This is a genomic window from Streptomyces sp. NPDC107517, assembly GCF_055582645.1.
The window spans coordinates 337517-360485 of the sequence record NZ_JBVJPM010000002.1 but is presented as its reverse complement, the minus strand read 5'-3'; the positions used below and the strand labels follow the sequence as shown (position 1 = coordinate 360485).

Sequence of the window (22969 nt, the reverse complement as noted above, 5' to 3'; positions counted from 1 at the left end):
CCGGGGCCGTCCGGCGAAACGTGATTCCGGCCACAGAAGGGTCCGGGTAACACGGGGTTCACATACGGGCAACGGACGGGAAATCGCCTGTTGACAGTCTGCGGAGCAGCACACCGAGGCGCCGCACCCGCACATGACTGCGCCGTACAGACCCACCCGAAGGATGTGGCCCCGTGACGTTCAAGGCTGAGTACATCTGGATCGACGGCACCCAGCCGACGGCCAAGCTCCGTTCGAAGACCAAGATAATCGCGGGTTCCGCGCCGGCGCTCGAAGAGCTGCCGATCTGGGGCTTCGACGGTTCGAGCACCAGCCAGGCCAAGGGCCACGCCTCCGACCGCGTGCTGCGTCCCGTCGCCTCCTACCCGGACCCGATCCGCGGCGGCGGCGACATCCTCGTCCTGTGCGAGGTCCTGAACATCGACATGACGCCGCACGAGTCCAACACGCGTGCCGCGCTCGCCGAGGTCGCGGAGCAGTTCGCCGCGCAGGAGTCGATCTTCGGCATCGAGCAGGAGTACACGTTCTTCGAGGGCGAGCGCCCGCTCGGCTTCCCCGTGGGCGGTTTCCCGGCCGCGCAGGGCGGCTACTACTGCGGTGTCGGCGCGGACGAGATCTTCGGCCGTGACGTCGTCGAGGCGCACCTGGACAACTGCCTCAAGGCGGGCCTCGGGATCTCCGGCATCAACGCCGAGGTCATGCCCGGCCAGTGGGAGTTCCAGGTCGGCCCGCTCGCCCCGCTCGAGGTCTCCGACCAGCTGTGGGTGGCTCGCTGGCTGCTGTACCGCACCGCCGAGGACTTCAACATCTCCGCGACCCTCGACCCGAAGCCGGTCAAGGGCGACTGGAACGGCGCCGGCGCGCACACCAACTTCTCCACGAAGGCGATGCGCGAGGGTTACGAGGCGATCATCACCGCGTGCGAGTCGCTCGGCGAGGGCTCGAAGCCGATGGACCACGTCAAGAACTACGGCGCGGGCATCGACGACCGTCTGACGGGTCTGCACGAGACCGCCCCGTGGAACGAGTACAGCTACGGCGTCTCCGACCGCGGTGCCTCGGTCCGCATCCCGTGGCAGGTCGAGAAGGACGGCAAGGGCTACATCGAGGACCGCCGTCCGAACGCGAACGTCGACCCGTACGTCGTGACGCGCCTGATGGTCGACACCTGCTGCACCGCTCTGGAGAAGGCCGGCCAGGTCTGATCCGCGGCTCGTGATTCCCGAAGGGCGCCCACCGGTCCGGTGGGCGCCCTTCGCGCTGCCCGCCGGGGGGCCGCGCGGAACGTCAAGTTCACGCCAAGGTGGCGTCCGACCGGTGAGAGGGGGGTCCTGCCCCGCGAACCCGTCTGCTTCAATGGGGCCATGGCCAGCTTCCAGAACACCGCGACGGGTCGCCACGACCTCGAGCCCTTCTGGCCTTCCCGTCAGCACCACGACTTCGACCGGGTGTGTTGCCGCGCGGAGAACGCGCAGGCCCTCTAAAGCCGGTTCACCCCGGCGTTCGGTCCGCGCGCACGACGTAGGTCCTTCTGCGACCTCGCAGTTCTCGACGATCTCGATGACTCCTCGCGCGAAAGAGTTGACCACTCATGGCGAACACCCGTTCCTTCACCACCGCTTCCTCTGTGACCGCCGCCCCCTCCCCCGTCGCCTCCGGCCGCCACCGGCTGCGCGCCGTCGACCGGGACGAGGTGGTCGATGTCGCCGACTTCCTGCCGCCGGGCGCGACCTGGCTGCCCGCTCCCCCGCACACCCTGCCCACGCTGCCGGGCCGGCCCCCGATGATCGGCTACCTGGTCCTCGTACCGGCCGACCAGCAGCCGCTGCTCCCAGTGCCCGACGAGCCAGGGCGGCGACCCGAAGCCGCGCCGCGGGACGGCGACACCGCCGCCGACGCGCTCGTCCGCATCGACGGCACACAGCGCACCGCGCAGGTCGACGGGCGCCGACTCGACCTGACCTACCTGGAGTTCGAGCTGCTCGCGCACCTCGTCGCGCATCCGCACCGGGTGCACACCCGCGATCAGCTCGTGACCACGGTGTGGGGCTACGGGCACGTGGGCGACGGACGGACGGTCGACGTCCATGTCGCGCGGCTGCGGCGCAAGCTCGGGGCCGAGCACCGTCAGGTGATCCAGACGGTGCGGCGGGTCGGCTACAAGTACGCCCCGCCGTCCGCGCGTTGACCGTCGAGCGGAGCGCCGTCCGTCGGCCGTCCCCGGCCGAACAGTTCTCCCGCGGGCAGAAACGGATTCCCCGACGCCCCCCGAGCGGGCAGAGTCACCGGTATGAAACTTCTGGTACTCGGCGGTACGGAGTTCGTGGGGCGCGCGGTGGTGGAGGCCGCGGTCGCCCGGTCCTGGGACGTGACGGTCTTCCACCGCGGGCAGCACGCGGCGCCCGAAGGGGTGCGGTCCCTGCACGGGGACCGCACCGCGGGCGGCGGGCTCGCCGCGCTCGCGGACAGTGAGGGCGAGTGGGACGTCGTCGTGGACACCTGGGGGGCGGCGCCCCGCGTGGTCCGCGACTCCGCCCGGCTGCTCGCAGGGCGCGCGGGCCGCTACGTGTACGTGTCGACCTCGTCCGTGTACGCGTGGGCGCCCCCGCCCGGCTACACCGAGGACGCCCCGGTCGTCGACGGTGCCTCGCCCGACGCGGAGCGGACGGACTACGCGCGGGACAAGCGGGGCGGTGAGCTCGCGGCGGTCGAGGCGTTCGGCGCCGGGCGCGCGCTGCTCGTGCGGTGCGGGCTGATCCTCGGCCCGTACGAGAACATCGGCCGGCTCCCGTGGTGGCTGGGGCGGATCGCGCGGAGCGGCCCCGTGCTCGCACCCGGCCCCCGCGAACTGCCGCTCCAGTACATCGACGTACGCGACCTCGCCACCTGGGTCCTCGACGCGGCACAGGCCGGACTGAGCGGCCCGTACACCGTGATCAGCCCTTCCGGGCACACCACCATGGGCGGGCTGCTCGACGCCTGCGTCCGGGCCACCGGGAGCGATGCCGACCTGCGCTGGACCGCTCCCGAGGTGATCACCGCGGCGGGTGTCGAGCCGTGGATGCAGCTGCCGGTGTGGGTGCCGCCGGGCGGCGACCTGCATGCCGCGCTGCACAGCGCCGACGTGGCGAAGGCGGTCGCGGCCGGGCTGCGCTGCCGGCCCGTCGAGGAGACCGTCGCCGACACCTGGGCCTGGCTGGAGTCCATCGGCGGGAAGGCCCCGCAGCGCCCGGACCGGCCGGTGCTCGGCCTCGACCCGGCGACGGAGGCGAAGGTCCTGGCGGGCTGACACCCAGGGGCCCTGGAGGTGGTGCCAGGTACACCCCCGGACGGGTGCCCGGCCCCATGCCCCGTAAGGCCCCGTCCGGGGAGACTGGGGGCGTACGGGTCGGGCGGTGGACGGAGAGCGGGATGAGCGCGTCGAGTGCGTTCGGCAGGCGGGCGCGCCGCGCCCTGGTGGCGGGGGCGCGTGGCCTCGTCCTGGCGGTTGCGGGGTTCACCGGGTCGCTCACCCTCTTCGTCCTGTCCGTCCTGTCGATCGTGTTCGTCGTCCTGGGTGTCGGCGTGCTCACCACTCCTGCCGTGCTCTCCCTGGTCAGGTCCTGGGCGAACCGGCGGCGCGTCCTCGCCGCCGAGTGGTACGGGATCCGGGTCCCGGCGCTGTACCGGCCCTTCCCCGCCGATGTCCGGACCGGGCTCGTCGGGCAGGCGGAGCGCTGCCGGCTGATGCTCGGCGACCCGGCGACATGGCGGGACCTGCTGTGGCTGTTCGTCGACATGACGGCCGGGTTCGTGACCGCGCTCCTGCCGGCCGCGCTCCTCTTCTATCCGCTGGAGGGATACGCCCTCGCGGCCGGCCTGTGGCGAGTCTTCACGGACGGCACGTACGTCGGCTGGTGGTACGGGTTCGTGCCCGTCAGCGGTCAGGGCTCCGCGTTCCAGGCCGCCGGCCTCGCCAACGCACTTCTCGTGGCCGGATACTTCACGACCCCTGTGCTGCTGCGCGCCCACTTCCGGCTGACGCGAGCCGTCCTCGCCCCGGACGAGGGCGAACTGGCCGCCCGCGTCGAGGTGTTGACGCAGACGCGGCGCGACGCGGTCGACACCTCGGCCGCGGAGCTGCGCCGCATCGAGCGCGACCTGCACGACGGCGCGCAGGCCCGCCTCGTCGCCATGGGCATGGACCTCGGCACGATCGAGGCGCTGATCGAGAAGAACCCGCAGAAGGCCAAGGAACTGCTCGCACAGGCGCGCAGATCCTCCGCCGACGCCCTCACCGAGCTGCGCGACCTGGTCCGCGGCATCCATCCGCCGGTCCTCGCCGAGCGCGGCCTCGGCGACGCGGTGAAGGCACTCGCGCTGCGGCTGCCGGTCGCCACCGATGTCGACGTGGACCTGCCGGGCCGCGCCGAGGCGCCCGTCGAGTCGGCGGCGTACTTCGCCGTCAGCGAGGTCCTCACGAACGCCGTCAAGCACTCGAGGGCCGACCGCGTCCGGGTCGACGTGCACCACACCGGGGCGACAGGTCTGCTGCGGATCGCCGTCACCGACAACGGCAAGGGCGGGGCGAGGATCGGGGCGGGGTCGGGGCTGAGCGGGATCGAGCGCCGGCTCGGTACATTCGACGGCGTCCTCGCCGTCAGCTCCCCCGCGGGCGGTCCGACCATGGTGACGATGGAGCTTCCTTGCGCGTTGTCCTAGCCGAAGATCTCTTCCTGCTCCGCGACGGCCTGGTGCGGATGCTGGAGGCGTACGACTTCGAGGTCGCCGCGGCCGTCGAGAGCGGGCCCGAACTGACCAAGGCACTGGCCGAGTCGGCGCCGGACGTGGCGATCGTCGACGTACGGCTGCCGCCCTCGCACACGGACGAAGGGCTGCAGTGTGCGCTGGCCGCGCGGCGGGCACGGCCGGGGCTGCCGGTCCTCGTCCTGTCGCAGCACGTGGAGCAGCTGTACGCGCGCGAGCTGCTCGCGGACGGGAACGGCGGGATCGGCTATCTGCTGAAGGACCGGGTGTTCGACGCGGACCAGTTCATCGACGCGGTACGCCGGGTCGCCGCGGGCGGGACCGCGATGGACCCGCAGGTGATCCAGCAACTCCTCTCGCGGCGGGCCGCCGACGCGCCGCTCGGCGGTCTGACACCGCGCGAAACGGAGGTTCTGGAACTCATGGCGCAGGGCCGGTCGAATGCGGCCATCGCGGGCCAACTCGTCGTCACGGAAAGGGCGATCGCGAAACACACCTCCAATATCTTTCTGAAGCTGGGACTTCCGGTGTCGGACGACGACAACCGGCGGGTTCTCGCCGTCATCGCCTATCTGGATCAGGGCCGTTGAGATTCCGACGGGAAATCACCGGTGCTCTATTTGAACAAGGGGCCCGTGCGTTGCGTACGTAGCTCCATGGGACGCACATCACGAAAACGGCGCTCGTCACTCGCGACGCGCATGACGGTCGCGTCGGCCGCACTGCTCCTGGGTGGAGGAGGGCTGGTCGCGGTGAACGTCTACGCGTCCGCCCACGAGGAGAACCCGGCGCAGCGCGGCGACGGCGCGCAGCAGCAACAGCAGCAGGTCGCCACCATCGACTGCCCCGACGTGGGCAACGGGCTGTCCGACGTACCGGACGCCGCGCGGTCGGAGGTCGACGGCGAACTGGCCACGATGGACAGCCAGATCACCGAGTCGTATCAGCGCCTCGCGGCCTCGCGGGACGCGGCGGCGCGGGATCCGGAGTTCGTACAGAACAGCATTCTGCAGCCGTTGAAGGAGCGGCGTTCGACCCTCATCGACCGGATCGGCCTGGAGATCAACCGGGCCGGCGGCACGGCCCCCGAGGGCATGAAGGACCTCGCGGCCTGCACGGCCAGGTCGGCCGGCACCGACGGCAGCCCCCCGGCCGGCTCCGCCGCTCCGTCCGCCCCCGCGGACGGCGGCCAGGCAGACGGCGGTCAGCAAGGGGACGGCGGTCAGCCGGGTGGCGGACAGGACGCCGGGCAGGGCGGCGGTCAGCAGAACGGCAACGGCCCCGACGCCTCCGACTTCGTCGACATCAACTCCGTCCAGCCCAACGTCAAGGCGCCGCGCAACCAGCGGGCCGCCTCCCGTGGCACGTTCACCACGAAATGCGGGCGGAACGAGAACGGCAAGTTCAATCCCGACAACGTCATCGTGGCGCCCGGTGTGAGCAATGGCGCGCACCATATGCACGACTACGTGGGAAATCAGGCGAACGACGCTTTCGCCAGTGACGACGATCTTGCGAATGGCGACACGAGCTGCCGCAATCAGGGCGACAAGTCGACCTATTACTGGCCTGTTCTGCGCCTCCAGAACGGAAAGGCCGAGAACGACGCGCAGGCCGACGGCGGCGGCAAGGACCAGAATGTCGGCGAGATCCAGACACCTGCCTCGGTCACGCTGAAGTTCGTGGGAAATCCGGCCGGCAAGGTCGTCGCCATGCCGCGGTTCCTGCGCATCATCACCGGTGACGCCAAGGCCTTCACCAACGGCGACGCGAACGCGAACGCGTCCTGGAGCTGCACCGGCTTCGAGGACCGCCAGCTCAAGGACAAATACCCGATCTGCCCCGAGGGCAGCAAGGTCGTGCGGTCGTTCAAGTTCCAGAGCTGCTGGGACGGGCGCAACACCGACAGCGCCAACCACCGTACGCACGTGGCCTTCGCCGACCCTGCCGGCGGCGCCTGCCCGCAGGGCTTCCAGGCGATCCCGCAGCTGCAGCAGCGCATCGTGTACGACGTCCCTCCCGGCCCCGGCTTCGCCGTCGACTCGTTCCCCGAGCAGCTGCACAAGCCCGTGACCGACCACGGCGACTTCATCAACGTCTTCGACGAGGGCCTGATGAAGCGCGTCGCGAACTGCATCAACCGGGGTCAGCGCTGTACCTGACGGCCTGACCCCCCGTCGACTGCTGCGCGGTCGGCTCGCGCGGTGACCGTCAGTGCCCGGAGTGCCCGTCCTCCTCGTGACCCCCGCCACCGCTACTCCCCGAGTGGTGCGAGGAGGACTTCTCCACGGTCCCGCCGAGCCGGCCGCGCAGCGCTGTGACCGCCTTGTCGGCGCCCACGGCGATCCAGCGGCGGCCGATCAGATACGTGCCGCCGTAGTCGTCGGCCTGGTCGAGCCACTCGGCCTGGCCGCGGTCGGTGGCGAAGGTCGCGAGGATGTAGCGGTCCGGGCCGTCGCCGCAGGTGGCCTGGCGCAGCTCGTCGGCGTCCGTCTGGATGTCGGGCCTGCACTCCGCCTTGGCGGCGAGCTGTTCCAGGCTGCCGGTCGCGGTCTTCGGCACGTCGTCGGCGCTCGATCCGCAGCCGGTCAGGACCGCCAGCGAGACCACCGCCCCGGTCACCCATATGCGCCGCATGCGTCGCGTCATTCCCATCGTTTCCTTCCGTCCCGTGCGGCGACACGAATGCGCCGGCTCCGTACACAGCGTTGAGCAAGGGGGGTCACAGGGTTACCGTGCGCCGCACCATCCGACGCAGGGGGCACACCTATGACCGCACCGTCGCGACGTTCCGTCCTCGGCACCGCCGGCGCCATCGGCCTGGGAGCCGCCGCGGGGTTCCCCGTCACGGCTCACGCCGCCGGGGGCCCTGCCTTCGATACGGCTCCCGTACGCTCCGCACTCAACAGACTGCTCCCGGGTCACGCGGACCAGTTCCGTCTCAGGCTCCTCTCCCCACAGGGCGGCCGCGACCGGTTCCGGGTGACGGGCACGCGGGGGAGCATCGAGGTGGCCGGCACGACACCGGCCGTGCTGCTCACGGGAGTTCACTGGTATCTCAAGTACGTCTGCGGGGCGCACATCGCGTGGAACGGCAGCCAGCTCGACCTGCCGAAGACCCTGCCGGCGCCCCCGCGCCCGCTGGAGAGAGCCACCGCGCTCCCCCACCGGTTCGCCCTCAACGACACGAACGACGGCTACACCGCGCCGTACGCGGACTGGTCGTACTGGGAGCGGATGATCGACGTCCTGGCGCTGCACGGGTGCAACGAGGTCCTCGTCATCGCGGGCACGGAGGCCGTGTACGAGCGCGTCCTGAAGGACTTCGGGTACAGCGACGCGGAGTCGCGCGCCTGGCTGCCGGCGCCCACGCACCAGCCGTGGTGGCTCCTGCAGAACCTGTCGGGGTACGGCGGGCCGCTCTCGCCCGAACTCATCGCGAAGCGCGTCGAACTGGGCCGCAGGATCACGGACAGGCTGCGCGAGCTCGGCATGTCGCCCGTGTTCCCCGGCTACTACGGGCACGTCCCCCACGGTTTCGTGGAGCGCAACGGCGGCGACGCGCACGTCGTTGCGCAGGGCACCTGGCACGGCTTCGACCGGCCCGACTGGCTCGACCCGCGCACCCGGTCCTTCGCCGACGTCGCCGGGTCCTTCTACGGACATCAGCGGGACCTGTTCGGCGCGGCCGGGCACTTCAAGATGGACCTGCTGCACGAGGGCGGCACAGCCGGTGACGTGCCCGTGCCGGACGCGGCGCGCGGCGTCGAGAAGGCCCTGCAGAAGGCGCACCCGGGAGCCACGTGGGTGATTCTCGGCTGGGAGGCCAACCCGCTGCCCGCGCTCGTCGACGCGATCGACAAGAAGCGCATGCTGATCGTCGACGGTGTCTCCGACCGCTTCACGGCCGTCACCGACCGGGAGAAGGACTGGGGCGGCACGCCCTACGCCTTCGGCACGATCCCGAACTTCGGCGGGCGGACCACCATCGGCGCCCGCGCGCACATCTGGAACGAGAAGTTCTTCGCGTGGCGCGACAAGCCGGGCAGCGCGCTCGCCGGCACGGCCTTCATGCCGGAAGGCACCGACCGCGACCCGGCCGCCTTCGAGCTGTTCTCCGAACTCGCCTGGACCGAGGGCAAGGTCGACCGGGCGGCCTGGTTCTCCGGGTACGCCGATTTCCGTTACGGAGGCCGGGACGCGGACGCGCGAGCCGCCTGGCGCGCCCTGCACGACACCGCGTACCAGCACACGGCGGTGGAGCGCAGCGACGCGCACGACTCGCTGTTCTGTGCCCGTCCCGACCTGGCCGCGAACCGGGCCGCCGAGTACGCGCCCCGCGCCCTGGCCTACGACCCGGGCCGCTTCGACGCGGCCCTGAGCGGGCTGCTCGGTGTGGCCGGCGGGCGGCGGAGCTCCGCCGCGTACAAGTACGACCTGGTGGACGTGGCGCGGCAGGCGCTCGCTCACCGCTCGCGTCAGCTCCTGCCGCAGCTGCGGGCCGCGTACGCGAGGAAGGACCGGGACGTCTTCCGGAGCCTGGCGACGCTGTGGCTGAAGCTGATGCGGCTGTCCGACGACGTGACGGGGACGCATCCGGCGTTCCTGCTCGGGCCGTGGATCGACGACGCCCGGCGGCTCGCGACGAACGACGGCGAGCGCGCCGAGTTCGAGCGCACGGCGAAGGTGCTCATCACGGTGTGGGGCGACCGCGCCACGTCCGACCCGGGCAGCCTGCACGAGTACGCCAACCGCGAGTGGCACGGCCTGATGTCCGACTTCTACGTGCCGCGCTGGCAGAAGTGGCTGGACGCGCTGGAGGACGCGCTGGCCACGGGGTCGGCGCCCGCGGCCGTCGACTGGTTCGCGTTCGAGGAGCCGTGGACCGCGGAGCGCAAGGACTATCCGCTGCGGCCCGTCGGGGACGCGTACAGGACGGCCGCGCGCGTGCGTGACGTGCTGGCGCGGGCTCCCTACCAGGGCTCTCTGACCGTCACCGCGCAGCCGACCGTGTTCCCGCCCGGCGGGCACGCGCGCGTGCAGGCCGCCTTCCGCAACGTCAACGGGCTGCGGGCGACCGGGCGCGTGGACTTCACGCTGTCCGGCATCGATGCCGCGCCCGAGGGCTCCACGTCCCTGGCGAGCGTCGCGCCCGCCGGCACGGGCACGGTCCGCTGGCAGGCGAGCGCTCCCGGCACGCCCCTGGACCGGCCGCTGCGCCCGCTGCCGTACGAGCTCACCGTGCGGTACGGGCCGCAGGGTGAGGGCCGGGTGACGTCGGTCCACGCGGGGACGCTCTTCGAGGCCGGGCCGCTCGACGGCGCCTGGCGGACCGTCACCACCAATGCCGCCGTCTTCGGGCAGTTGGGTGACCGGTACGCGATCGACGGGGCGGGCGCCGACCTGTGGAAGGGAACCACGGAGTTCGGCTCGGCGTACCGCGAGGGCGCCTTCACGGACGGGTCGTCGGCCGAGGTCACAGTGACCGCGCAGACCACCACCGGCCCGTGGGCGCGGGCCGGCCTCATCGTCCGCAACTCCCTGGCGACGCCCGGCTCCCCGGGCTTCCTGAACCTCTCCGGGACGCCGTCCAACGGGGTCGTGCTGTCGTACGACACGAACGGGGACGGCACGCTCGACACGTACCGGCGCATCACCGGGATCAAGGCGCCGGTGACGCTGAGGCTGACCCGGTCCGGCGGCTCGTACACGGGTGAGTGCTCGACGGACGACGGGGCGACCTGGCGGACCGTCGCGACCGTGACGGTGCCGGGGGCGGCGACGGCGCAGGACGTGGGGCTGTTCATGACGGCGACGAACGGGGGCGGCGGGGCGCGCGGCACCGTGGAGTTCGAGGGCTGGCGGCTCGGGTAGCGGCGGGCCTGGGCCACAATGGGCGGGACAAAAGCCGTGAATCCGGTCACGGCTGCGACCTCGGGAGTCCCGCCCATGCCCGCGATCCCCTCCACCACCGTCGCCAACCTCCGTGACCTCGGCGGGATCCCGCTGCCCGGCGGACGCGCCGTACGCCCGGGCCTCGCCCTGCGGTCCGGGCAGCTCGACCGGCTCGACCCCGCAACCGATCCGGCGTTCGCCGCGCTCGGCATCCGCACGATCGTCGACTTCCGCACCAATGCCGAGCGCGCCTCCTACCCCGACCACGTCCCCGACGGCGTCCATGTCCTGGTCGCGGACGCGCTCGCCGACAAGATCGCCCAGACCGGGGCCGCACCGGCCGCCGCGCAGCTCAAGCATGTCCTGTCCGACCCGGCGCTCGCCGACGAGAAGCTCGGCGGCGGGCGCGCCGAGTCGCTCTTCGCCGACACCTACCGCGCCCTCGTCTCCACGAAGTCCGCGCGGGCCGCCTGCCGCACGCTCCTGACCGAACTGGCCGACCCCGACGCGGGCCCGCTGCTCTTCCACTGCACCGCGGGCAAGGACCGCACCGGCTGGGCCGCGACGGTCGTCCTGACGCTCCTCGGCGCGGACCAGGAGGCCCTGGAGACGGAGTACCTGTCGGTCAACTCGGCGGTACGGGAGGCCTTCGCGCCGCTCGTCGAGGGGTTCACCGCGCAGGGCGGCGACCCGGAGATCGCGCTCGCGCTGATCGGCGTACGGGCGTCGTACCTGCACGCCGCGCAGGACGAGGTGGCAGTGCAGTTCGGGGACTTCGAGACGTACGTGCGCGAGGGGCTCGAGGTGCCGGACGAGGCGGTGGAGCGGATCCGGCAGCGACTGACGGCCGGGTGACACGGGGGTGCGAGGGGTCGGGGGTGCGGGGGACGCGGAAGCTCGCAGGTGCGGGGTCTCGGCGGAACCCCTGTGCCACGTGGGCACATCCGTGCCAAGGTGACCCGATGAGCAGCGAAGACTGGGAAGCACGCCTGGCCGCGGTGTGGGCGGGCATCGACGGCTACGACGAGTCCACCGCGGGCGACTTCCGCGCCGCCGTCGACGACCTCGTCGCCGAACTGCCGGACGACAGCCCGGTCGCCCCCTTCGAGCGCGCCTGCGCCTTCGACTCCACGGGCCACTCGGACCGGGCCGTGCCGCTGTACCAGGAGGCCCTGAAGCTCGGCCTGTCCGGTTACCGGGGCCGCCGCGCGAAGATCCAGCTCTCCAGCTCCCTGCGCAACATCGGCCGGCCCGAGGAAGGTGTGGCCCTTCTCACGCCCGAACTCGACGCGCCCTCCGACGAGTTGGACGACGCCGTGCGCGCCACGCTGGCGCTGTGCCTGTCCAGCCTGGGCCGCGACCGCGAGGGCCTGTCGCTCGTGATCGGCGCGCTGGCGCCCCATCTGCCCCGGTACCAGAGGTCGATGGCGAATTACGCCCGCCTGCTGGTCGAACCGGAGCCGGAACCGGGGTGACACCGTGAAGTGACCATCCGACGATTCGCTCGTTCAGCTGAACGTGCAGTCGAAGGTGCAGTCACAGGATGTCGTCCCCCGTCCCGGTCCGGTCGTCGACGTGGAGCAGGCCGAGGCCGCTCTCGTCGAGCACTACCCGCGGCTCGTCCGGCTCGCCTATCTGGTGCTCCCGCCGAGCCTCGGCCGCAACCGCCGGGTGCTCACGGCGCACTCCCTGACCCAGCGCGCCCTGCCGCGGGCCCGCACCTCGGCCGACGCCGCGGCCGTCCCGGCGCCCCGCACCGCCGAAGGGCGCAACGGTGATCCGGGCTACGGCTTCGTACGGCTCCGGGTCCTGCGCACCGCGCTCGACGCCGGCCGCCCGCTGCGGCGCAGGGCCTGGCCCCGGCGCTCCCAACTGCCTCCGCTGCTTCCCCAGGTGTGGGGCCTGCGGCTCTTCCCGCGCTCGGGCGGTGCCGATGAACTGGCCCTGGACCAGGCGCTGTCCGCGCTCAGCGGCCCTGGCCGCGCCGCTTTCGTCCTGCGCGGCCTCGAACGGCTCGACGACAGCGCCGTACGGAACATGCTGGGCGCGGCCGGCGCCGAGGACCCGGACGCGGCGCTCGCCGAGGCGGACGGCGTGACCCTGCCGGCAGGGAAGGACGCGCTCACGCTCCTGGAGTCGACGGAGTTCGACCCGTGCTCGCTCCAGGCCAGGCCGCCCGATCTGATGCGGCGCAGGCAGCATGTGAAGGCCGCGATCGCGGCAGCCGCGGCGACGCTGGTGTGCGGGGCCCTGCTCGGCCTGCCGGGCGGCGGCTGGGGCCCCGAGGGGGCCGCGGCGCCCTCGTACGCGCAGAACCCGGCGGGCCTGGCCGCCCTGGATCCCGGCAAGTTGACGAGGGTCCCGGCCACGGCGTGGCAGACATCGGCCCGTACGGACTTCTCGGTGTGGCCCGCGCGCGGCTCCCTGACCGGCGACCGGCCGCTGCTGCGGCGCGCCCTCGCGGTCTGGGCGCGGCCCGGCGGCACCGTCCAGGTCTCCGCGACACCGGGCACCCAGGCCGGCGCCCCGCCCGGACCCCCGCAGCTGCTGTACGCGGGCGAGGTCGACCAGGCGCGGATCGTGCTGTTCTACGACGGTCTTCGTATCGTGCGGTACGCGGAGCCGGGGGACGGCACGAGCGGCGCCGCGCTCGACTTCGCGCGGGCGGACGGCGCCACGGGCCCGGAGGCCGGCGCCCTGGTCGTGGACCGGGCCGACGGCAACGTCCGCTATCTGACCGCGCCCTGGGTGCGCAGCGCCACCGTGCGGAACCTGCTGCGTCCGTCGGCGGCACCGATGGCGCTCGGCCGCGGCCCCGACGGCGTGACGGCCCCGTTCGCCAGCCCCGCGCTCGCCCGCGACTGCACGTCGTGGAACGTGCTCGCCCTGCGGGACGACGCGGGCACCCGTCTCTCCACCGACCTCGGCGAGCTCGTGCCCGCGCATCTCACGGCGGGCCGTCCCGGCGCACCGCACGAGGCGGTCGCGGCCGACTGGCGGCACTCGGCGTGCTCCCTCGCCTCCGTGCGCTCGCACGGCGTGCGCACCGTCAACTCCTGGGCGTACGCGCGCCAGCAGCTCCCCGAGGGCAGCGGCACGGCGGACTGGGCGTGTGCGCGGGCCGACACCTGGCGGGGCGGCGGAGCGCGGACGCTGGCCCTGTTCACGGCGCCCGGCGGGACGACGGCGGCGGTCGCCGCGAAGTCGGAGGGGACCCCGGCCTGCGGCAGCCGGGACCCGCTGGTCCTCGCGGGCGTGCTGTGGAAGTCGCGGGGCGGCACCTGGTACGTGGTGGCCGCCGCGAGCAAGCAGGTCACGTCGATCGCTGCGTCGGGCGGCGCCCGGGCCGCGGACAACGTCCTCGCCGCTCCCACCCGGCAGGGGGCCAGGACGGAGCTGACGGGCCACACGGCGACGGGCCGCGAGGTGGGCGCTCTGCGCTGAACCCACGGCGCCCCGGCGGACACCCCTTGCTGACACTTCCGTAAAGAAAACGGCGCACGAGGGGTGTACCCGCTCCCTACCCGTCAGTACATTGACGCCATGTCTAATACGCAGAGCCGGGCTCCGCGGCCCGTCGCTGACGAGCGCGTCGCGCTCAAGGCACGCAGGGTCTCCTTCTCCTGGGACAGGACCCCGCTGCACTGGATCCCGGACGACCCGTTCACCACGCACACGATCAACGTGCTGCATCTCCTGCTGCCCGCCGGAGAGCGCTGGTTCGTGCACGTCTACAAGCAGGTCCTGCCGTACATCCGCGACGACCGGCTCCGCGAGGACGTGATCGGGTTCATCGGCCAGGAGGCCATGCACTCCCAGGCCCACGACGAGGTGCTGCCGCACCTCAAGGAGCAGGGGCTCGACCCGACCCCGTACACCGCGCAGGTGGACTGGTTCTTCGAGAAGCTGCTCGGTGACCGGACGCTGCCGCCGGGGCGGGCGCGCGAGTGGTGGCTGATGGAGCGGGTCGCGCTCATCGCCGCGATCGAGCACTACACGGCGTTCCTCGGCGACTGGGTGCTCAACGCGGACGAGCTGGACCGCAAGGGCGCGGACCCCACGATGCTGGACCTGCTGCGCTGGCACGGCGCGGAGGAGGTCGAGCACCGCTCGGTCGCCTTCGAGCTGTTCGAGCACGTCGACGGCAGCTACCGGCGCCGGGTGCGGACCTGGGCGCTCGCGTTCTCGGCGCTGATGTTCCTGTGGCAGCGCGGGGCGCGCTTCTTCATGGAGAACGACCCGACGGTGCTCGACGGCAAGGCGTCGTTCAAGGCGTTCCACCAGGGCGGGAAGCGGGGCGTCCTGCCGTCCACGGGCGCCATGGTGAAGTCCGTCCCGCGCTATCTCAGCCGCTCGTACCACCCCTCCCAGGAGGGCAGCACCGCGCAGGCGGTCGCCTATCTGGCCACCTCCCCCGCCGCGACGGCGGCGCAGGCCCGGACCTCGAACGGAGCCGTCTGACCATGCCCCGCCTCCGCACCCCACGGCTGCGTACCGTTCTGCTCGTCACCGGCTCCGCCCTGCTCGCGCGCCGCGCCCTGCGCCGCCGCATCCAGGCGTCCCCGCTGTGGCCGATGCCCGCGCTCGACGAGCCGGTCTCGGGCCGTCCGCGCGCGCGTGCCCTGCGGCTCCTCGTCACGCGGCACGAGTCGGTCGCCGACGGTGTCGTCCAACTGCGCCTCGAGGGGCAGGACCTGCCCGCCTGGGAGCCGGGCGCGCATCTCGACCTCGTCCTGCCGTCGGGGCTGGTCCGGCAGTACTCGCTGTGCGGTGACCCCGAGGACACTTCGTCGTACACCGTGGCGACGCGGCTCATCGAGGACGGCAGGGGCGGCTCGCGCGAGGTGCACGAGCAGCTGCGGGAGGGGTCGGAGGTCGAGGTGCGCGGCCCGCGCAACCGCTTCCCCCTCACCGCCGGCGCCCCGTCGTACGTGTTCGTCGCGGGCGGCATCGGCATCACGCCGGTCCTGCCGATGCTGCGGGCCCTCGAAGCCCGGGGCGCGGACTGGCGGCTGTTGTACGCGGGCCGCACGCGCGCGTCGATGCCGTTCCTGGAGGAGGCGGAGAAGCTCGGCGGCGAGCGGGGCAGGGTGCGCGTCGTCGCCGAGGACGAGGAGGGGCGCCCCGATCTGGCGGGCCTGCTCGCACGGTCGGCACCGGACACCGCGGTCTACTGCTGCGGGCCGCAGGGGCTGATGGAGGCCGTGGCCGCGGCGCTTCCCGGCCACTGCGAGCTGCATCTGGAACGGTTCGCGCCGCACACGTCGGCCGACGGCAACGGGCCGTTCGAGGTCGAACTGCGGCGCTCCGGCCGCACCGTCCCCGTACCGGCGGGCACTTCGGTGCTCGCGGCGGTGCGCGCCGAGGTGCCGAGTGTGCCGTACTCCTGCGAGCAGGGGTTCTGCGGGACGTGCCAACAGCGGGTCCTGGGGGGCGAGATCGACCACAGGGACGAGCTGCTCACGGACTCGGAGCGTGACGGCTCGATGCTGATCTGTGTCTCCCGGGCGCGCGGGGAGCGGCTCGTGCTCGACCTGTGACCGGCTCGCGCGGACCGGCTCCGCACGGGTCCGGAATTGCTCGGTAGGGTGTTCGTATGACAACCGGGGTGCGCCGCAGGATGGGAGTCGAGGAGCGCCGGCAGCAGTTGATCGGGGTCGCACTCGAACTGTTCAGCCACCGCTCCCCCGACGACGTCTCCATCGACGAGATAGCCGCGGCCGCGGGCATTTCCCGGCCGCTGGTCTACCACTACTTCCCGGGCAAACTCAGTCTGTACGAGGCGGCGTTGAGGCGCGCGGCTGACGATCTCGGGCAGCGCTTCGTGGAGCCGCAGGAAGGTCCGCTCGGGGCCCGGCTCATCCGGGTCATGGGCCGGTTCTTCGACTTCGTGGACGAGCACGGGCCCGGCTTCTCGGCGCTGATGCGGGGCGGCCCCGCCGTCGGCTCGTCGACGACGAACGCGCTCATCGACTCGGTCCGGCAGGCAGCGTACGTCCAGATCCTGACGCACCTCGGCATCACCGACCCGCCGCCCCGCCTCGAGCTGGTGGTGCGCTCGTGGATCTCGCTCGCCGAGTCCACGGCGCTCATCTGGCTGGACGGGCGGCGCATCCCGCGCCGTGAACTGGAGGCGCAGCTCGTGCACGACTTCGCGGCGCTCGCCGCGGTGAGCGCCGCGTACGACGAGGAGATGGCGGGCCTGCTGCGCCACATCCTGGCGGACGAGCCCGCCGACGGGACGTTCGGCGACCTCATCGCCCGTCTCGTCGTGCTCGCGCCCGTTCCCGCCCCTTCGGGATCCTGACTCCATGACGCCGCGACTCACGTTCCGCAGGGCAGCCGACGGACCCGACGACCTCGCCGCGCTCGTCGCCCTGTACGACGGGGCGGCGCGCTGGATGGTGGAGCAGGGCATCGACCAGTGGCGGCCCGGTGAGAAGACCGAGGACCACTTCCGCCTCCGGATCAAGGAGGGCGAGGTCTGGTTCGCCGGCGACGCGCTTTCCGAAGCGGTCGGCGCGTACGAGCTGTGGTGGGACGACGAGCCCGCGTGGGGTGCCCGGCCGCCCGAGGCCGGCTATGTGCACCGCCTCATGGTGCGGCGCGGCGCTCCGGCCGGTACGGGCCGCGCGCTGCTCGCGCACGCCGAGGAGCGGGTCGCCGCCGCGGGCCGTGACCTGTGCCGCCTGGACTGTGTGTCGACGAACCCCCGGCTGCGGGCCTACTACGAGCGCGCGGGCTACGCGGTGGTGGGCGAGCAGCCGTTCAAGCCGGGAGCGGGCGGCAGCAAGTACGCGGTGACGCTCATGGAGAAGCGGGTCGCCTGACGCGAACGCCCGGCACGACAGGAGCGGTGACCCCTGCCGTGCCGGGCGTCCGGCTTTCCTTCCGGTCAGCGCGTGAACACCGCCACCGTGCGCGCCGGGACCGTGAACGTTCCCGAACCGGCGTCGTACGCGGCCGACTTCACCGTGGAGTCGGCGCCCGCCGCCTGCACCGGATGCAGCCGGTACGAGGTGCCCGCCACCGCGCCCACGCGCTGCTCCTGCGTGCGCGGCGTGGCGTTGAAGACGACGACGAGGTCACCGAGGCTCATGGTGATCACCCCGGGCGTCTCGTCCTTGCCGGAGAGCGGGAAGGACAGCTTCTCCTGCACCTGCCCGGCCGTGGCCAGGCCGAACGCCGGCTCCGTGGTGCGGATCTTCAGCAGGTCCCGGTACGCCGCCGACGTCCCTTCGATGTCCGCGCACTTCGCGGCGGGCACCGAGGTCAGCAAGGGGGTGGCGTAGGGCCACTTGTCCTTGTTGTCGGCGGCCGGGGGCAGTCCGCGCCCGAAGCCGTTGCCGTCGCGGCAGTCCCAGTGGATGGCGTTGAACCAGTCGCCGCTGTCGAAGGAGTTGCGGTCGAGGGACTTGGACCGCAGCAGGTCGGTGCCGGCCTGGGAGAGCGCGGGGCCCTGGGAGAGCGCGGCCGTCGCGAGGGCGAGGACCTGCATGCGCGAGCGGTCCGCGGGGGCGGTGGAGGCGGGCAGTTTGTAGGTGAGCGCGTCGTAGAGGGACTCGTTGTCGTGGGCGTCGGCGTAAGCGAGTGCGTCGCCCGGGGCGTCTGCGTATCCGGCGGGTGCGCCGTTGTAGTCGACGTCCGCGCCCTTGACCGTGCGGCCGTCGTGGGCGGTGAAGGTGTAGGCGGCGAGGTTCCCCGTCAGGCCGACCTTGATCAGGTCCTGGTAGTGCAGGAGGCGGGCCTTCTGCTCGGCCTCGGTGCCGTTCGCCTTCGAGGAGTTGGGGTCGGTGTACAGGCCGGAGGCGAAGCCCTGGACGCCGGGGTCGGCGTCGAAGGGGCTGCCGCCGCGCACGGCGTCACGGGCGCGGTCGGAGAAGGTGGCGATGCCGGTGCCCGCCATGTTCTTCTGCGTGGCCTGCACGAAGCGGGCGTCGTCGGCGACCTCGCCGAAGTTCCAGCCCTCCCCGTAGAGGATGATCTTCTTGCCGTCGACGCCGTCCTTCTCGACGGTGAGCGCGTCGAGGGCCTTCCTGACGGCGAGGATGTTGGCCTTGGGGTGGTGTCCCATCAGGTCGAAGCGGAAGCCGTCGACCTTGTACTCCTTGGCCCAGGTGACGATCGAGTCGACGACGAGCTTGCCCATCATCGCGTTCTCCGGGGCGGTGTTCGCGCAGCACGTGGAGGTGGCGACGGAGCCGTCCGCCAGCAGGCGCTGGTAGTAGCCGGGCACGATGCGGTCGAGCACCGATGTCTTCGCCTGGCCGCTCGCGGCGGTGTGGTTGTAGACGACGTCCATGACGACCCGCAGCCCGTCCGTGTTCAGGGACTCGACCATCTGGCGGAACTCGACGGTGCGTGCGGTGCCGTCCGGGTCACTGGCGTAGGAGCCTTCGGGGACGGTGTAGTGGTACGGGTCGTAGCCCCAGTTGTAGGCGTCCTTGGCGGCGCTCTTGGCGACGCACTCCTGCTGCCGCTCCGAGGCGGCACCGAAGGAGCCCAGGTCGCAGTCGGGGACGGTCTGTTCGGACTTCTTCTCGGGGATCGTGGCGATGTCGAACGCGGGCAGGAGATGCACGTACGAGGTGCCGGCCTTCGCCAGTTCGCGCAGGTGCTCGCTGCCCTTGCTGTCCTTGTCGGTGAAGGCGAGGTAGGTGCCGGGGTGTTTCGCGGTGCGGTCCTCGACGGAGAAGTCGCGGATGTGGAGTTCCTGGATCTGCGCGTCGCGCAGCGGCACGGCCTTCGGCTTCTTCAGCGCCGACCAGCCGGACGGGGCGAGGTCCTTCGCGTCGAGGTCGACGACGAGGCTGCGTTCCGAGTCGGCGGTGAGGGCGGTGGAGTACGGGTCGGTGACCTCGTTCGTGACGACCTTCCGGACGCTGGGCGCCCACACCTTCACGGCGTAGCGGTACTGCTTTCCCTGCCAGGAACGCGGGCCCCGCACGGACCAGACGCCGGTCGCGTCGTCACGGCGCATGGCGACGGAGCGCCCGTCGAGGTCGAGGGCCACCGACTGCGCGGTGGGCGCCCAGACGGACAGCGTGACTGCGTCCTTGGTGAAGACGGGTCCGAGTGCCGCCTTGCCGGCCTTCTGCGCGTACAGGTCGTCCAGCACTCCCGCTGTCTGTACGCCCGTTGCCGTGACGAGTGCGCCGTTGGCGATGCGCCGGGTGAGGATCAGCTGGCTCTTCAGGGCGTCGCCGATCCGGTCGCGGTCGCGGGGGTCGACGGTGTAGGCGTCGTACTTCTTCAGCTGCGGGAAGCGGGCGAGCTGGGCGTCGGTGAGCCCGCCCGCGGCCTTGTTCAGGCGCAGCCACCGCCCTTCGCTGCTGAGCGCTCCGTCCTTGACGGTGATGCCGCCGTCCCGGGCGTAGACGAGCTGGGCGGACAGGGCCGCCGCACCGTCCGACGGCAGGGCGACCGTGTCGCGGTCGATCCACTGCGCCTCGGACTTCGCGAGGTCGAGGTCGGGCGCTCCTCCGGTCTGCGGCAGGACGGGGCGGGGCTGTCCGGCGAGCAGCCACACCTCGTTGCCGTTGGCGGCGATGTCGAGGGACTGGTCGGTGGGCAGGTCCTTCTCGTCGCCCTTGTGGAGGATGTAGCTCAGTGACGTCGCGCCGTCGGCGAGCGGCACCTCGAAGGTGACGCCGTACGCGTCCTTCTTCACCGGCGCGAGCGGCTTGGACCAGTCGGTGGGGTTCTTGGCACCGGTCCAGGTGTGCAGCCCCCAGCCGTCGTAGTCGCCGTCGGCGCGCTGGTAGTGCAGGACGGCCTTGGTCTTGTCCTGCGGCGGGTAGGTGCCGTCGGGGGCGGTCGCAGCCTGGCCGTCCTTGCCCTGCTCGACCCAGACCTCGCCGGTCTCGCCGAGGTCGACGGTGCGTTGCGGCCCGTCGGCGGTGCCGTTCCTCTCGACGGTGTAGGTGAGGCTGCCGGAGCCGGCATCGTCGGCGAGCTTCACCCAGGCGAAGGCGCCGTATGCGTCACGCCCTGTGAAGTCCCCTGTTCCGGCAGGCGACTTGAGCTGCCAGCCGTCGTAGTCGCCGTCGGTCCGCCTGTAGTGGACGACGGCGTAGGCGCGGTCGACGGCGCTGGGCTTCGCGGGCGCGGGCGCCTTCCCCGCCGTCGTCGCGGTGAGGTCACTGGCGGTGCGCCCGGCGCGGTCGGCCACAACTGCTTTGTACCGCAGGGGCGTTCCGGCGGCCACGGTCGCGGGGATGTGCTGGGTGATCCGGTACGGCGCGTGGTCGACGGAGCCGAGGGTGTGCCAGGCGCCGTTGCCTGTCTGGGCGGCGAAGACGACGCGGTTGAGTTGTCCGCCGTCGGTGTCGGCCTGGAGGGTCACGGTGCCGGTGGCCCCGGCGGCGGGGGCGTGGAGGGTGACCGAGGGCTTGGCGGCGGGGGCGGGCAGCGGCTTGGCGGCCCGGTAGACGACGGCGGACCCGGCCGGCACGGTGACGGTGATGTCCTTGCCGGAGCCGCTGGTCACGGGCTTGTCGGTGCCGTAGATGCCCTCGAAGCGGGTGCCGGCCGAGCCCGTCGTGAAGGTGGCGTCCTCGGCCTCGGCGGCGTTGTTGAGCGCCACGACGTACTCGGTGCCGGTCTTCGCGTCCGTGCGCGAGAAGGCGTACACGGAGCCCTTGGCGTAGCGCTCGGTCTGGACGCCGTCGGCCAGGGCCGGGTTGTCCTTGCGGAGCTTTCCGAGTGCGGCGATCTCCTTGTAGAGCGGTGCGCTCGTGTCGTAGGAGTCCTCCGCGTGGGTGCGGTCGGTGCCCAGTTCGTCGTCGTCGAGGTAGTCGTCGACCTTGGAGGCGAACATGGTCTGCCGGGCGTCCTTGTCGCCGCCGGAGCCGGTGAAGCCCTGCTCGTCGCCGTAGTAGACGACGGGGTTGCCGCGCGACAGGAACATCACGGCGTTGGCGAGCTTGTCGCGGCGCACGAGTTCGGCGTCGGACGCCTTCGCGTCGTCGGCCTCGAGGAAGGAGCCGATGCGGCCCATGTCGTGGTTGCCGAGGAACGTGACCTGCTCGTACGCGTTCGCCTTGTCGGAGGCGTACTTGTAGTCGTCGGCGAAGACCTTGGCGAGCCGGTCGGCGGAGGCGCCCTGGGAGGCGTAGGCGCGGGCCGCGTCCTGGAAGGGGAAGTCGAGGGTGGCGTCGAGGCGGCCTCGGGTGACGTACGGGGAGGTGACGTCGGTGTCGGCGGAGTACACCTCGCCGAACATGAAGAAGTCGGGCCTGCCGTGCTTCTTCGCGTACGCGTCGAGGGCGGTGGCCCACTGGGTCCAGAAGTCCAGGTCGACGTGTTTGACGGTGTCGATGCGGAACCCGTCGATGTCGAAGTCCCGCACCCACCGCTCGTAGATCTTCTCCATGCCGGAGACGACCTCGGGCCGCTCGGTCCACAGGTCGTCGAGCCCGCCGAAGTCGCCGTACTCGGCGCTCTCCCCGGCGAAGGTGGAGTCGCCCCGGTTGTGGTACATCGCCGGGTCGTTGAGCCACGCGGGCACCTTCTGCCCGGTGTTCTTCGGGGTGTACGGGAACGAGTCGGCGTCGACCTTGCGCACGCCGTCCCGGTCGTCGAAGGGGCGTCCCTGGGTGTCGAGGTAGGGGTAGGCGCCCTTGGGGCGGTAGCCGTACTCCTTCTCGGCGTAGTCGACGGTGTCGGCGGTGTGGTTGGTGATGACGTCGAAGAAGACCTTCATGCCCTTGGCGTGCGCGCGGGCGATCAGCTTCGTGAGGTCCGCGTTGGTGCCGAAGTGCGGGTCGACCTGCGTGAAGTCGGTGATCCAGTAGCCGTGGTAGCCGGCTGAGGCGTCCTTGCCCTCGCCCTGGACGGGCCGGTTCTTGAAGATCGGGGCGAGCCAGATGGCGGTGGTGCCGAGGCCCTTGATGTAGTCGAGCCGCTCGGTCAGGCCCTTGAGGTCGCCGCCCTGGTAGAAGCCCTTGTCCGTGGGGTCGTAGCCGGTGGCCGAGCGTGAACCGGTCAGCCCGCCGCGGTCGTTGGAGGTGTCGCCGTTCGCGAAGCGGTCCGGCATGACGAAGTAGAACTGCTCGCGCGTGAGGTCGTGCCGCGCGGGCGCGGCGGCGAGCCGGGCGTCGGACGGGGGCGCGGGCGGCTTCTCGGCGGCCGCCGCCAGGGGCAGGGCCGGGGCCAGGGCCGCGCACAGGGCGACGGCGAGGACGGCCGCTGTTCTTCGCGGCAGGGCGGGGCGTATCACGGGAACTCCTCGGCGGGAGGGCAACGGGCGGGACACGGGGGTGCGCGGACAGGGCCGCCCGGCGCGAGCGGGGAGGACGCGCCGGGCAGCCGGAACGGGGGGTGATCG

At 72.1% G+C, this 22969-nt stretch carries 16 protein-coding genes; 14 read left to right on the top strand and 2 right to left on the bottom strand.

What is annotated here, in order from left to right:
• The first annotated feature begins 173 nt into the window (after positions 1 to 173).
• From glnII to ACZ67T_RS05325, 6 genes are all read left to right on the top strand, one after another.
• Positions 174 to 1205, top strand: coding sequence for a glutamine synthetase (glnII, locus tag ACZ67T_RS05350; protein WP_469981661.1), 1032 nt, complete (start codon positions 174 to 176; stop codon positions 1203 to 1205).
• A 386-nt stretch (positions 1206 to 1591) separates the two neighbouring features.
• Positions 1592 to 2188 carry a winged helix-turn-helix domain-containing protein gene (locus tag ACZ67T_RS05345; RefSeq protein WP_469981660.1) on the top strand — a complete coding sequence of 199 codons (597 nt, stop codon included), beginning with the start codon at positions 1592 to 1594 and terminating at the stop codon, positions 2186 to 2188.
• A 102-nt stretch (positions 2189 to 2290) separates the two neighbouring features.
• Positions 2291 to 3289, top strand: a complete 999-nt coding sequence (locus ACZ67T_RS05340; RefSeq protein WP_469981659.1) for an NAD-dependent epimerase/dehydratase family protein — start codon at positions 2291 to 2293, stop codon at positions 3287 to 3289.
• Between the two features lie 122 nt (positions 3290 to 3411).
• Complete coding sequence (locus ACZ67T_RS05335) at positions 3412 to 4701, top strand: sensor histidine kinase (RefSeq protein WP_469981658.1); 1290 nt, start codon at positions 3412 to 3414, stop codon at positions 4699 to 4701.
• Entirely contained in the window at positions 4686 to 5336 is a 651-nt protein-coding gene (locus ACZ67T_RS05330; RefSeq protein ID WP_469981657.1) for a response regulator transcription factor, read from the top strand. Before ACZ67T_RS05335 ends, ACZ67T_RS05330 begins: the two co-directional genes overlap by 16 nt.
• 66 nt (positions 5337 to 5402) lie before the next feature.
• Entirely contained in the window at positions 5403 to 6908 is a 1506-nt protein-coding gene (locus tag ACZ67T_RS05325; RefSeq protein ID WP_469981656.1) for a DUF1996 domain-containing protein, read from the top strand.
• A gap of 49 nt (positions 6909 to 6957) precedes the next feature.
• On the opposite strand, the gene ACZ67T_RS05320 is transcribed toward ACZ67T_RS05325, so the two are convergent.
• Positions 6958 to 7401, bottom strand: a complete 444-nt coding sequence (locus ACZ67T_RS05320; RefSeq protein ID WP_469981655.1) for a hypothetical protein — start codon at positions 7399 to 7401, stop codon at positions 6958 to 6960.
• A 114-nt stretch (positions 7402 to 7515) separates the two neighbouring features.
• Between ACZ67T_RS05320 and ACZ67T_RS05315 the strand changes: the two genes are divergently transcribed.
• The 8 genes from ACZ67T_RS05315 to ACZ67T_RS05280 all read left to right on the top strand — a co-directional run bounded on the left by ACZ67T_RS05315 (position 7516) and on the right by ACZ67T_RS05280 (position 17471).
• Positions 7516 to 10620: an alpha-N-acetylglucosaminidase gene (locus tag ACZ67T_RS05315; protein WP_469981654.1), complete on the top strand. Its 3105-nt coding sequence runs from the start codon at positions 7516 to 7518 to the stop codon at positions 10618 to 10620.
• A 75-nt stretch (positions 10621 to 10695) separates the two neighbouring features.
• Positions 10696 to 11496 carry a tyrosine-protein phosphatase gene (locus tag ACZ67T_RS05310; protein ID WP_469981653.1) on the top strand — a complete coding sequence of 267 codons (801 nt, stop codon included), beginning with the start codon at positions 10696 to 10698 and terminating at the stop codon, positions 11494 to 11496.
• Positions 11497 to 11603: 107 nt separating this feature from the next.
• Positions 11604 to 12116, top strand: a complete 513-nt coding sequence (locus ACZ67T_RS05305) for a tetratricopeptide repeat protein (RefSeq protein ID WP_469981652.1) — start codon at positions 11604 to 11606, stop codon at positions 12114 to 12116.
• 55 nt (positions 12117 to 12171) lie between these two features.
• Positions 12172 to 14085 carry a hypothetical protein gene (locus ACZ67T_RS05300; protein ID WP_469981651.1) on the top strand — a complete coding sequence of 638 codons (1914 nt, stop codon included), beginning with the start codon at positions 12172 to 12174 and terminating at the stop codon, positions 14083 to 14085.
• 99 nt (positions 14086 to 14184) lie between these two features.
• Positions 14185 to 15102 carry a metal-dependent hydrolase gene (locus ACZ67T_RS05295; protein WP_469981650.1) on the top strand — a complete coding sequence of 306 codons (918 nt, stop codon included), beginning with the start codon at positions 14185 to 14187 and terminating at the stop codon, positions 15100 to 15102.
• 2 nt (positions 15103 to 15104) lie between these two features.
• Positions 15105 to 16181, top strand: a complete 1077-nt coding sequence (locus ACZ67T_RS05290; RefSeq protein ID WP_469981649.1) for a PDR/VanB family oxidoreductase — start codon at positions 15105 to 15107, stop codon at positions 16179 to 16181.
• A 56-nt stretch (positions 16182 to 16237) separates the two neighbouring features.
• Positions 16238 to 16948, top strand: a complete 711-nt coding sequence (locus ACZ67T_RS05285) for a TetR/AcrR family transcriptional regulator (protein ID WP_469981648.1) — start codon at positions 16238 to 16240, stop codon at positions 16946 to 16948.
• A 4-nt stretch (positions 16949 to 16952) separates the two neighbouring features.
• Positions 16953 to 17471, top strand: coding sequence for a GNAT family N-acetyltransferase (locus ACZ67T_RS05280; protein ID WP_469981647.1), 519 nt, complete (start codon positions 16953 to 16955; stop codon positions 17469 to 17471).
• A gap of 65 nt (positions 17472 to 17536) precedes the next feature.
• Here ACZ67T_RS05280 and pulA read toward each other — a convergent pair whose 3' ends face one another.
• A complete protein-coding gene (pulA, locus tag ACZ67T_RS05275) occupies positions 17537 to 22861 on the bottom strand; it encodes a pullulanase-type alpha-1,6-glucosidase (protein WP_469981646.1) in 5325 nt (1774 codons plus the stop codon).
• Positions 22862 to 22969 lie beyond the last annotated feature (108 nt).